Raw genomic sequence first — 12,984 nt, 5'->3', positions numbered from 1 at the left:
AACAAAGAAAAATTGAAATATCTCCTTTCTCCCAAGTGCTAAATTTAGACAAATGTTACTTACTTCATAAAATATTAAGAATTTAACTAGATAATTTATGGTAAATTTTATGGATTTATGGTATTAAAAAAATTTTTAAGTCGGTAAATGTAATATTTTATATAAATAGGAGTTTTTATAAGATTTAAAGGGATTTCATGTAATAAGATGGAGTATTGGGGTACAAACCAGTTATGAAGGAACTATAATGAGGATTGTATTAACATGAAAAATTTTATCATTTTAGCCAAGAAGACTCCTTCCTCAAGGAACGCGAAGTGAGTAGGTGGGAGATGAATTGGCTTCGAACAAGGGATGGCAGAAAGCCATCTTAATTGTTCGACATACATAAAGTGTTACTTCACTATCCACCGAATATACGTTTGGTATATAATAGTCATATACCGAAATGGAGGTGAATCAAATGATAATGAATAAAGCCTATAAGTTTCGTATCTATCCAAATCAAGCACAAACAATTCTAATTAACAAAACAATAGGTTGTTCTCGCTTTGTATTCAATCATTTCCTATCCCTATGGGATCACGCATACAAAGAGACTGGAAAAGGTTTAACATATGGTACATGCTCTGCCAAACTTCCTGCCATGAAGAAAGAGTTTGTTTGGCTCAAAGAAGTGGATAGTATTGCGATTCAGTCGTCTGTTCGCAACCTTGCGGATGCATATACACGATTTTTCAAAAAACAAAATAGTGCCCCACGTTTCAAATCCAAAAAGAATAACGTACAATCTTATACCACAAAACAAACAAATGAAAATATTGCCGTTGTAGGGAACAAAATAAAGTTGCCGAAACTAGGCCTTGTTCGATTTGCCAAAAGTCGCGAAGTAGAGGGACGTATTGTAAATGCGACTGTTAGACGAAACCCTTCTGGCAGATATTTTGTGTCACTATTAGTTGAAACAGAAGTACAAGAACTTCCGAAAACACATTCTTACATTGGAATAGATGTAGGACTAAAAAATTTCGCTATTTTGTCAGATGGAAAACCCTATAAAAATCCGAAGTTTTTCCGATCATTGGAAGATAAGTTGGCGAAAGCACAGCGTGTTCTTTCTAGAAGAATGAAAGGATCTTCTCGCTGGAATAAACAACGAGTCAAGGTAGCTAGAATTCATGAATACATATCAAATGCTAGAAAAGATTACTTGGATAAAATCTCAACTGACATCATCAAAAACCACGATGTGATCGGTATAGAGGATTTGCAAGTATCGAATATGTTAAAGAATCATAAGTTAGCAAAAGCAATTAGTGAGGTATCTTGGTCGCAATTTCGATCTATGTTAGAATACAAAGCAAAATGGTATGGCAAACAAGTCATTGTCGTATCGAAAACATTTGCTTCCAGCCAATTATGTTCGTGTTGTGGATATCAAAATAAAGACGTTAAAAATCTAAACCTACGTGAATGGGACTGTCCTTCTTGTCGTACACACCACGATAGGGATATTAACGCAAGTATCAATCTAAAGAATGAAGCGATAAGGCTTCTAACCGCAAGGACTGCGGGGTTAGCCTAATCAACTAGAGTTCGATAGAACTCTTTACTTAGGAATCCCTCACTTCTAAACGAAGTGAAAGTGGGGGTAGTTCAATTTCACTTCATATACTGTTTTTTAAATTAAACAGTATGATATGTCCATTTTCACAAAAATATTTTAGTAAATTCATATTAATGTACAAAAAACAGCAGCCCTTAATTGAAATACACCTCCAATTGTTAGACATGTTCTAACAATTGGAGGTGCATTTTTTATGACTAAATTTTCTTCAAAAGAAAAAATCTAAGTAGTGAAACGATATGTAGATGGTTCACAAAGTAGAAAATCAATTGCTATATCTACAGGAAATACTCCTGGCGTACTTCGTGAATGGATTAGACAATTCAAGAGGATTGGATACCCTACCTACAATCAAAGAAAAAGTGGCATCCAAATATGAATGATAAACAAATAAAACCAGTATTAGAAGGTTCAATCGAAACCTTGCAAGCGGAAAATGTCCGTTTACCTATAGAAAATACCTATTAAAAAAGTTCAATGCCTTAGTTTAAAACAAAGAAAAATTACCAAACTAGACAAACGCAAGTAATCTATGAGTTAAGGAATGAATTTTCTGTCAAGGAGTTCCTTCACCTTGCACATATTCCACGTAGTACGTACTATTATTGGATGAAATAGTTCAATCATCCTGATCCAAATGCGAGGTAAAAGAATTGATTCAGGCTCTTGATGATGAACACGCTTACGGGACTGACGGATGGTCTTCTTCTTTTTGTTTTTAAAAGTAATAGGTAGTGAAGTAACGGTTTATGTATGTCAATTGGTATAGGCCAACATGTTTACTATCATTTACTTGTACAGATTGCTATTCGAAAACTGAAGATATGAGGTTGCCAAAACCAAGCTAAAGTAGGTAGTGTGTTAAGTCGTTTAATAGAATTGTCCCCTTGGCTTAACAAATGATTTTTTGTAAATAATATGTTTGTTAAAAACTTAATTAAGGGGGGCTTTTATGCCACAGGATCGAAAAGCAGAAGTTCAAAACGATACATACGAAAGAAAAGTTATTATGCCAGATAATTCACAATCTCTACCACTTCACATGCAAAAAGAGCTACCTCACGAATTTTCTGTAAATCCTCTGTTTGCCCGCGAAGGAGAATCCGTCGTTCCACGCTTTCATATGTCTGATGAAGGCATGTTACCAGAAACAGCGTATCAAATCGTCCATGATGAAATTGCTCTTGATGGCAACGCCCGCCTGAATCTTGCAACATTTGTTAGTACATGGATGGAGCCTGCCGCAGAGCAATTATATGCAAAATCATTCGACAAGAACATGATTGATAAGGACGAATATCCACAGACAGCTGAAATTGAGGAGCAGTGTGTCCGTATCTTAGCCAACCTCTGGCATTCGCCAAGCCCCCTTACGACTATGGGCGTTTCAACAACTGGATCGTCAGAAGCATGTATGCTCGGTGGGCTTGCTTTAAAGCGATGCTGGCAAAATGCACGTAAAAGCGAAGGGAAGTCGGTGGATCGTCCCAATATTGTGTTTAGTTCTGCTGTTCAGGTCGTTTGGGAAAAATTCGCGAATTATTGGGAGGTTGAACCACGCTATGTGAAGATTAGCCCTGAACATCCTCAATTGGATCCTCAGGGGGTCCTCGCAGCCGTGGATGAAAATACGATTGGTGTAGTACCAATTCTCGGTGAAACTTATACCGGTCTTTACGAACCGGTTGCCGCAATTGCGAAAGCGTTGGATGATTTACAGGCGAAGACTGGTCTTGACATTCCCATGCATGTGGATGCAGCTTCGGGAGGATTTATAGCACCATTTCTCCAACCAGATTTAGTCTGGGATTTTCAATTACCAAGGGTGAAGTCCATCAATGTATCCGGACATAAATATGGATTAGTCTATCCTGGATTGGGTTGGATAATTTGGCGGGAAGCTGAAGATCTCCCTGAGGATCTAATCTTTCGCGTTTCCTATTTGGGCGGGAATATGCCGACCTTTGCCCTGAATTTCTCTCGTCCCGGTGCACAAGTGCTCCTGCAATATTACAATTACTTGCGTTTAGGGAAAAGTGGGTACTATGATGTCCAAAAGGCTTCTCAGAAAGTCGCTCTTTTTCTAAGCAAGGCCATTCAGAATTACTCCATAACGAAAATTATTTCCATGACGTTATATCTAGAGTAATTATGTTGATTATTTTTAACATCCCCTTAATTCTTAAACTGATGTATTGGGAGACCAATCCATATACATCAGTTTTTAAAAATTAAATACTTTATTTACCAAGTTAATATAAATTGCCTCCGCATAAGAGACAGTAGAATTTCTAAATCTTTATTTTAATATTAATCAATTAAAGCGTATTCCTTCGAATGCATTTATTACCAAGTCATGCACATAGGAATCATCCAACTTTTCACCGGTTACTAGCAACCGATAAAAAATTGGTCCGTAAATGAGATCGATACTTAAGTCAACATCGAGATTTTCTTTTAATTCGCCTCTTTTAATTCCCTTCTCCAGGAGTTGCTTTGCTTGCAGGCGACGTGGCTGGAAATATCGAGTACGATATTCCTCTGCCAGCTTTGAATCAAATTGTCCTTCCCCAACTAACTCAGTAATAATAGTCCCTTCCCGACTTATCAAAAATTTGGTTAAACTTGTAGCATGAATTAAAATATCATTCAATGCTGAACCTGTATCAGGTATAGGCAATCTAGCTGCGGCAGCAAAAAGAAAACCATCCATTACTACAGCAGCCTTATTAGGCCACCATTTATAAATCGTAGCTTTACTAACTTTAGCACGGTCTGCAATTTTATCGACTGTGACTGCTTTAAAGCCACTTTCCAGTAATAACTCATAAGATGCAGAAAGGATAGCTTTTTGGGTTTCGACATTACGTGGTCTACCTCTTTTACCTTGCACATTAATCATTCCTTTCAAAAACATAAACTATACGTTTAGTATACTTAATATGAACAAATAATAAAATAGCCCATTTACAAAACTGAACGTTTAGTATATATTTTAGTTAATTAATAAACTGAACGTTTAGTTTATTAATTATTAAGGAATCTTGTAATGGCCATGGCTTTATCTAAGTTCCAAAATACACCAAGGTAATTCTGAAATAAAATTATGGGGGGAAATTGTTATGTCTAATGTTAAAAATAAAGCAAGTGATAAGGAAATTTCATCGGGTTTAATCATTCTTCTAGCAACCGCATGTGGTATCATCGTGGCTAATCTTTATTATGCGCAGCCTTTAATTGGGTTAATTAGTAATGTAATTGGTCTTTCTAATAGTAGTGCCGGATTAATTGTAACGCTAACCCAGATTGGATATGTTGCTGGCTTACTATTTCTTGTACCATTGGGGGATATTGTTGAGAATAAAAAATTGATAATTATATTGTTATTACTAAGTGCAGTTGCTCTAACTGCCACAGTTTTTGTAAAGAGCGCAATCATGTTATTAGTAGCTTCATTCTTTATCGGACTGGGTTCGGTCGCAGCGCAAGTGCTGGTACCTTTTGTATCATACCTTTCATCGGAAGATGCACGAGGTCATGTAGTTGGTAATGTTATGAGTGGCCTGTTATTAGGTATTATGCTTGCGCGTCCGATATCTAGTCTAGTAGCTGATATCTGGGGATGGAATGCAATATTTGCTTTATCTGCTACTGTAATCATTGTCTTGGCGTTTGTATTATCGAAGGTACTCCCTACTAGGAAACCAACGGCAAAAACAAATTATACCGCTTTACTTAGTTCAATGTGGAAACTACTACGAACTACTCCAATTTTACGCCGTCGTGCCATTTATCATGCTTGTGTATTTGGGGCTTTCAGCTTATTCTGGACCACTGTTCCACTATTATTGTCTAGTCCTGCTTTTCATTTTTCCCAGACTGTCATAGCATTATATGCACTTGTCGGAATTACAGGTGCAATAGCCGCTCCAATAGGTGGTCGTCTGGCTGATCTTGGCTGGACACGACCCGCCACTGGGATAGCTCTCACTGTTGTTATTATTTCTTTATTACTTCCACTTATTATTCAAAGTAGTTCGCCCATAGGAATAGCTGTTTTAGTAATTGCTGCAATTCTGTTGGATATGGGAGTATCTGCAAACCTTGTGCTTAGCCAACGTTTAATTTTCTCGTTGAGTCCAGAAATTCGTAGTCGATTAAACGGGCTATTTATGGCTATTTTCTTTTTAGGAGGTGCTGTTGGATCCTTTATTGGAGGATGGGCATATGCCTTAGGAGGATGGAATCTAACATTATGGATAGGAATCGCTTTTCCGACCATAGCCTTGCTTTATTTTGCCACAGAAAAATAGTTCTATAATCAAATTTTAGCAGTCAGTATCCTGACTGCTAAAATTTGATTATCTGAGATTTAAAAATTATTCACGAATTGTATTGAGCTTTTAGTGCAGATTTCAAGTTTTTAAAGACTTCTAAATTCTAGTTAGAGAATTATGAAATAGAAGTGATGGGACAGGAAATCAAGAGCCAATTATCCAAAGTTGGATGCCGGTTGCAAATGTATACTTTTTGGATCATCATGTAACATAAAAAGCCTCTTTTTAGTCTATAAATATTTTATAACGTATATTTTTAACTATAAAAAAATTCACTTGACTTTCCTTTTTGACTACTTGTTAAATTCGGAAAGTAAAATGTTTTTAAAAGGATTAGAACGGCTAGTTTTATGGCCATTCAAATTGATAGCCAATGTGTGCTTGCCTCCAAGTGTACCTCCAGCAAAAGTAGAAAACCCTGGAGAGGCACCTGCGTGTCCCCATATCGAGACACCGTTTGGAAGTTTAGTTTCATAGATTCCAAGACCATATCCATCCATTACTTCTGTTCCTGTAGGAACTGTAGTAAGCATTTGTTTTAGTTGCTGTTCCTTCAGTAATTTGCCACTGAGTAAGTAAGAGAAGAATTTGTTTAAATCGTCAGCAGTAGAAATCATATCTCCATCCGAGCTACCTGGGTATGAATAAGTAACGTCTTTTAGCTCACTTTCTCCGTCATATCTTTCATATCCACGGGCATGATTGGTACCTGGAATAACAGTTGAATTACCAGGTAGGAATGTATTCGACAATTCGAGCGGTTCAACAATCCGATTTTCAACCTCTTCCGCATAGCTGTTTCCAGTTACTTTTTCAATAAGGATACCCAGTATTACGTATCCTGTGTTTGAATAAGACCAGCCCTTACCTGGAGCAAAGTCTGGTGGAAGAGAAATTCCCATCTTTACTAATTCTTCAGGCGTATACAATTTTTTTGTATCCATAATATCATAGTCTTTTGACTTTAAGTATTCAGCAATCCCACTTGTATGATTCAATATCTGCCGAATCGTAATCTGGTTAGCATCATATCCGTTTCCTTGAATAACGCCAGGCAACCATTTTTCGATGGAGTCATCTAGATTCAAGCGGTTCTCTCCAGCCAATTGAAGTAGAACTGTTGCAATGAATGTCTTCGTCGTACTGCCAATGCGAAAGCGAAAATCTGTTTTCATCGGCTTCTTGGTTCTCAGATCCGCTATCCCGGCGGCATAGCTCCAATTTTTACCACCCTTAGAAATTTGAGCGAGTATTCCAGGGTATCCAAGTTGGAGTGAATCCCGCATTGCTTTCTTAACGGAAGTACGATCGCTTTGATTACTTGTTTGTAACGAACTAGATACATTTTGCGTGGGTTCTGCTTTTACAATTGATGTTGGTGTTATGTATAACAGGGAACTTCCAGCTATTAAAAGTGATAGACTTGCACATGTAATTTTACTGCATGTTTTCATAAAGCATCCTCTCCTTTATTTAAATTGTAAAGTTAGTTGCTTGCTGTTTCGTATTAATCACACAGCTATCATCTCCAACAATGACAAAAAAGTCAGAATTAAATTCGTAATCATATTCATAATTATTATTTTTACAAAGGCTATTCTGTCTTAACAAACAGTAAATCCCTTTTCTTCCACATGTATGTTAACCCCAGAAATTACTTCTTTTCCTTGAAACACTCTTGTTACTGGTTTGTTTTTCATAAATAGGTCATACCTGTTTCCCCTTTCATGCCTCTTTATATTTTTATCATACAAAATGAAAATTTCTTTTTTCTTACTCATTTCTTACAAATTACTTACTTTCAAAATCGCTTTTACAATAGGATAGAAGAAGCATCTGTGCCGGAAAGTTCAGTAAATATATTAATCAAAAAAGAAACACAGAGATTTTTTACTTCTGTGTTTCTTTTTCCATCCTTTTAAATATTAAGAGTCCATTTATCCTTAACTGGATAAATTCTGGCTCTTTTCTAATGTAATTTTTCTTCTTGCAATACAACACAAATGACATTGTGCTGCATGAAATACTCCTAACGTTGTTAAAACCACTTGTTTTTAAGTCAAAATTCATTTAACTTAGGGCGGATACTCCATATCCATCAGCTTAAGAAAAATAAATGACCTCAAAACCTTAGCTTGATGGTTATGGGGTACCGCCACATCACTATCAAGCTAACTAGATAAATTACATAGAAGAAATACGAAATATTTTAAAGTGACCGCCACCAGGGAGTATAATTAATATCCGAAGAGATTTGAACTATTTCTACTTTCACTTCGTTTTACAAAAAAGAAGGACAAAGGTTAAAAATAGGTAAATCATAATAAAAACTACAGGTCTGTAATTGATTAAGAACCTGTAGTTTTTTATAATATTCAACCTATTTTATTTTCCAGCTTTTTTAGTTTCAATAATAAATTTTGAAACTAATTCTGATAATGCTTCTACTTTTTCTTTTATTTTGTTAGATTGACTCGATACTTCCTCAATTGATGCTGCTTGTGATTGGATTGACTGTACAGTTTGAGTGGTTTCTTTAGCTATTTGTGTTGCAGTTTCAGAAACACTTGATATAGAAGCATTAACTTCTTCTGTACCGGCAGACATTTCTTCTGTCGCTGCAGATACCTCTTGAATTTGGCTAGTGATTTTATTAACAGCCACCATAATAGATGAGAATGCTTGATCTGCTTGATAAGCAGCTTCTTTTCCTTCTGTAGCCTTTTGTTGGCCTTTTTGCATGACATCCACCGTATCTTTTGTATCTGTTTGAATCAATTGTATTAAATGATTAATTTCATTTGCCGATTCTTTTGATTTCTCTGCTAAATCCCTTACTTCGGCTGCAACTACTGCAAATCCTTTTCCATTTTCTCCGGCACGCGCTGCTTCAATCGCAGCGTTTAAGGCGAGAAGATTAGTTTGTTCAGCAATGTTAGTGATAGCGTCCAGAGCGCTATCAATTTGCTGTGTACGTGTAACAAGTCTATCAATTACTGTGGATGTTTCTTCAACAACTTCATGAACACTATTCATTTGAAGTATAGATTGCTTGATCACTTTACTACCAGAATTGACTTGTTCAGTTGTTGTAACAGCCAATTCTGTAACCGTTGCCGAAGACTCAGCTACTGTTTGAACTCCGGTCGCTATTTCTTCCATTGATAATGAACTTTCTTGAATACTAGTAACTTGTCCTTCTATTTTTTTATCGACCTCAGAGATAGTTTGGACAACCTCTCTTGATACATGAGATGCTCGTTTAGTATCTTGCAACATCCCATTGGTAGAAGAAATAACCTCTTGAGTTGTGATTTTCACTTCACCAATTAATTGTTGCAAGTTATCCAACATACTATTAAAAGACTTTACAATGCTTCCCAATTCATTATTTGATTTATAAGAAGTGCGTATTGTTAGATCACCTTTAGATACTTGTTCCATATCTCTTTGTAATAATACAATTGGTTGTCTAATTGCACTTTTAATGAAATAGCCAATAAAAATAACGATTGCAATTGCTACAATGGAGATACTAACAAACATCATTATTGTGCTTGTTGCACTGTCGGTATTATTTTTTTGTAGTTGCTCTGCATTATGATTATTATATAAGATAAGTTCACGAATCGCTTGAGTTGTTTTTTTAATATTAGGTTCAACCTCTTTCAGATAATAAGCATATGCTTCTTCATTGTTAGTTTGTCCTAAAGCTTCTACTTTCTTCATTTGAGTTCTTAATTCATTAAAACTTTCAAGAAATGTTTTATACAATTCTTTTTCATTATTAGCACTAACTCTAGTTTCAAACTGCTTTAATAAATGATCAGTATCTGTACGCAATGTATCACTTTCTGTCATAAGCTCTTTTATTCTTTTTTCATCTTTTGATACCATAATTTCATTTACATTCATATTAATATGATAAAAATTAGACTCTATAGTTCCTATCCACTGAATTGGTAATAAACTATCTTCATACATAGTAGAAGAAGCATACTCACCTTTTTTAAGGCCCCAAAATCCTAGTATAGATAATAATACGCAAGCAACACTTGATATAATTATTAATACGTTTAATATTTTGCCAATTTTGCTGTTTTTAAAAAACGACAATTAAATCCACCTCATTATATATATTGATTAGATAATTAATATATAACAATAGCTGATAAAAATCGATATTTAAGATTTATATGCACTATTCGAAATAACAGAATATATTGTGGTATCGGGTTATACGTTAATTATGACTAGTAGGGACCTCGCCACATGCCCATCAACTTAAGAAAACAAGTTACCCCAAAAATGATAAAAACAAACTTCAGTGCTATAAAAACACAAAATTTCCATTTAGGGGGTACTTTAAAATCTTAGCTTGATAGCGATGGGGTACCGCCACATCACCATCCACTTAAGAAATTGATTGTTGTCCAAAACGAAAGAATTGAGCCAAATTCTCATGAATAATTATAAAAAGTTGAAATTTTCGTTATGGGGATAATTAAAAACCTTAGCTTGATGGGCATGTGGCGAGACCCCATGTAACATAAACGTTCATTTTTGTTACGTTTCGTATTTAAAAATATGAAATATCCTAACCGTTGAACTAGCTGTAACAAAATACTGTATCAAATCTAAGATATATAGATTTTAAAAAAAAATGTTATTATTTATATAAAAGAAAGTGAGAGTGAAAATATGAATATTAGAGTAGCAAGTGAATTAGACTACCCTGATTTAAGACTTATATACCTAGAATCTCGTCGTAAAAGTTTTCATTGGGCAGATATAGAAGAAATGATTTTAGAAGACTTTGATAAGCATACTGAAGGAGAGTATATAATTTTAGCAGAGGAAGATAACCATATCCTTGGATTTGCTTCTTTGTACTTGCCAGATAATTTTATACATAATTTATTTGTTCACCCTGATTTCTCAGGTAAGGGTGTTGGTGGTCAATTGGTTAATGCCTCCATAGAAAAAATGAATAAACCAATAAGATTGAAATGTGTATCTGAAAATCAACAAGCGATAAAGTTTTATGAGAATAATGGTTGGAAGAAAGTTGTTGAAGAAGGTAAACCAGAAGAAAAATATTGGGTTATGGTATTTGATTGAACTACTCACCACTTAACGTCCTAACGGACTGTTTGAAGTGGGAGATTCCTGCGAACACCGATGTATCCATCAGTTATCTTAGCAGGCTCTACCCGTAGTCCCTACGGTGAGAACATAAGTATCTTGTACGCTGACTCACCACACTATCTACTTTAGCTTGGTTTTCGCAATTTTGAGAAGCGTGGGGCGATAGAACGTTGAAGATTTTACGGTTGCAACGTTTTTCTACAACCAACCTCATATCTTCAGTTTTCGAAGAGCAATCTGTACAAGTAAATGATAGCAAATATGTTGGCTTATGCCAACCGACATTCATCTCCCACCTAAAATTGGTGTTTCACACCTTCATATTTTTGAAGAAGGAGTCTTCTGTCGGAAAACGATAAAATAAATACTTGAGGACTGTTTTATTTTTTTGATGTATTTGATGATGCTGTAGTGTGCTGTTCTTAGGTGAGCATAAAACCGTAGAAATGGTTAATTTCTACGGTTTTTACTGCATTAATGTAGTAGCCCATCATACCTCGAATCGTTTCCGTACCCCTGCAACAGAAAATAACAAAATATAAACAATAAAAAGAATTATATTTACATAAGTCCAGTATGTATTAAATAGCAAGTGTAGAGATTGCTTGTTTGTAGATTAGTTGTTGTTTACCATGGACCATCATTAGGACGGTAAATTTATCTGTTGCAAGGATCTTCCCACGTACTGGAACGCCATTCTTTAAAAATACTGTAACTGCCCCTTTTTTCTCTTTCAATTGTTCATACATATCTTTTTGTAAATTAAACATGAAATGCGCCCCCTGGTTTGTTTGTATTTACTTTTCTTCTAATACCTGCTGCTTTTCACTGTTGAATATTTGTGATTCCCATTCACTTTCTATTTTTCTAAACTATTTTCCTATTTTGCTTAGATAACATCTTTTTATTTCACCATTAGGAATCCAAATTTCACGTTCCTGTATTTGATTCATCACTCCATGAAGAATCTCATCATGTTCATACTTTCTAAGCTTTCTATAATGTGTTTTTACAAACTGTGTATATTCTCTACGTAACCAATTAGAAATATGTTGCCTTTGTCTTTGCTTGAGATGTGACCATTTTTTATTTGTTTGAAGGATTTTTCCATTTACTTTTATGTGGTTTTTCATCGACACTCATCCCTTGTTACTAGCAAAACGAATATATCACTATCGTATCACATTTAAATCGTAATACTGCTCTAGGTACATATTTCGCAAGAAATCCATCCAAAATATACAATATATTCTCCATTTAGCTGATTAAGTCTACACAAGATTAAATATAGACTATTATTGCATTGTCTTTGTTTTTTAAAATATTACGGTACGTGAAATTATTATTTTAACTATAAAAAAAGCCCCTTGAAAGGAGCACTTATTTTACAAGATACTGTTCTATTTCTTTTAGTAATAGTTCAGCACCTTCTGGACTTAATGTTATCTTACCATTTGCTAATGCTATGTTGCGATTTGATACTTCTCCTGTTAATGCACAAACATGACCCGGCTGATACTTCTGTAAAATGATGTCTTCCCCTTCTACAAAAATCTCTAATGGTGATTTTTCTTTAATCCCAAGCGTATTTCTAAGTTCCTTTGGAATTACTATACGCCCTAATTCATCCACTTTTCTAGTTACTCCGGTTGCTTTCATCCAGCATATTTCCCCATTTCATTATCAATTTGTACCCAAGTTATTCTTTACTATTGTAACAGGCTTTCACCATACATGGGAAACATAATGAACCAAAAACAGACCATCATAATAGGGATAGCACCACATTGCTATCCCTATTATGATTTTGCGGTACCCCAATAAAGGTGCAGATTCAATCATATTTAGTGCATCTGCACCTTCAATTTTTTA

The 12,984-nt window shown here is 35.1% G+C and carries 8 protein-coding genes and 3 pseudogenes; 5 read left to right on the top strand and 6 right to left on the bottom strand.

The window, feature by feature from the left end:
• The first annotated feature begins 463 nt into the window (after nt 1–463).
• The 3 genes and pseudogenes from tnpB to gad form a co-directional block, all read left to right on the top strand.
• On the top strand, nt 464–1,585 hold the full coding sequence (gene tnpB / locus DN407_RS28115) for an IS200/IS605 family element RNA-guided endonuclease TnpB (protein WP_149216882.1): 1,122 nt from the start codon (nt 464–466) through the stop codon (nt 1,583–1,585).
• 271 nt (nt 1,586–1,856) lie between these two features.
• Nucleotides 1,857–2,307: pseudogene (locus tag DN407_RS28110) on the top strand (transposase family protein); the annotation flags it as partial.
• A 272-nt stretch (nt 2,308–2,579) separates the two neighbouring features.
• Nucleotides 2,580–3,755, top strand: a pseudogene (gad, locus tag DN407_RS28105) (glutamate decarboxylase); the annotation flags it as partial.
• Nucleotides 3,756–3,941: 186 nt separating this feature from the next.
• On the opposite strand, the gene DN407_RS28100 reads toward gad, so the two are convergent.
• On the bottom strand, nt 3,942–4,529 hold the full coding sequence (locus DN407_RS28100; RefSeq protein WP_149216881.1) for a TetR/AcrR family transcriptional regulator: 588 nt from the start codon (nt 4,527–4,529) through the stop codon (nt 3,942–3,944).
• A gap of 220 nt (nt 4,530–4,749) precedes the next feature.
• Between DN407_RS28100 and DN407_RS28095 the strand changes: the two genes are divergently transcribed.
• Nucleotides 4,750–5,940: an MFS transporter gene (locus tag DN407_RS28095; protein ID WP_086388126.1), complete on the top strand. Its 1,191-nt coding sequence runs from the start codon at nt 4,750–4,752 to the stop codon at nt 5,938–5,940.
• 317 nt (nt 5,941–6,257) lie between these two features.
• Here the strand turns inward: DN407_RS28095 and DN407_RS28085 are convergent, their stop codons facing one another.
• Together DN407_RS28085 and DN407_RS28075 are read right to left on the bottom strand one after the other, a co-directional pair.
• Nucleotides 6,258–7,418, bottom strand: coding sequence for a serine hydrolase domain-containing protein (locus tag DN407_RS28085; protein WP_149216880.1), 1,161 nt, complete (start codon nt 7,416–7,418; stop codon nt 6,258–6,260).
• A 931-nt stretch (nt 7,419–8,349) separates the two neighbouring features.
• Nucleotides 8,350–10,080, bottom strand: a complete 1,731-nt coding sequence (locus DN407_RS28075) for a methyl-accepting chemotaxis protein (RefSeq protein ID WP_149216878.1) — start codon at nt 10,078–10,080, stop codon at nt 8,350–8,352.
• A gap of 585 nt (nt 10,081–10,665) precedes the next feature.
• Here DN407_RS28075 and DN407_RS28070 point away from each other — a divergent pair.
• Nucleotides 10,666–11,085, top strand: coding sequence for a GNAT family N-acetyltransferase (locus DN407_RS28070; protein ID WP_149216877.1), 420 nt, complete (start codon nt 10,666–10,668; stop codon nt 11,083–11,085).
• A 608-nt stretch (nt 11,086–11,693) separates the two neighbouring features.
• On the opposite strand, the gene hfq is transcribed toward DN407_RS28070, so the two are convergent.
• From hfq to DN407_RS28050, 3 genes and pseudogenes are all read right to left on the bottom strand, one after another.
• Entirely contained in the window at nt 11,694–11,882 is a 189-nt protein-coding gene (gene hfq / locus DN407_RS28060; RefSeq protein WP_086388366.1) for an RNA chaperone Hfq, read from the bottom strand.
• A gap of 27 nt (nt 11,883–11,909) precedes the next feature.
• A pseudogene (locus DN407_RS28055) lies at nt 11,910–12,245 on the bottom strand (transposase).
• Nucleotides 12,246–12,492: 247 nt separating this feature from the next.
• Entirely contained in the window at nt 12,493–12,771 is a 279-nt protein-coding gene (locus DN407_RS28050; RefSeq protein WP_016513366.1) for an AbrB/MazE/SpoVT family DNA-binding domain-containing protein, read from the bottom strand.
• Between the last annotated feature and the right edge of the window lie 213 nt (nt 12,772–12,984).

Origin of the sequence: Bacillus sp. JAS24-2 (assembly GCF_008274905.1) — a bacterium.
GTDB classification, from domain to species: Bacteria; Bacillota; Bacilli; order Bacillales; family Bacillaceae_G; genus Bacillus_A; species Bacillus_A cereus.
The sequence above is the reverse complement of the archived record's forward strand: the minus strand, read 5'-3'. Positions and strand labels throughout refer to the sequence as shown.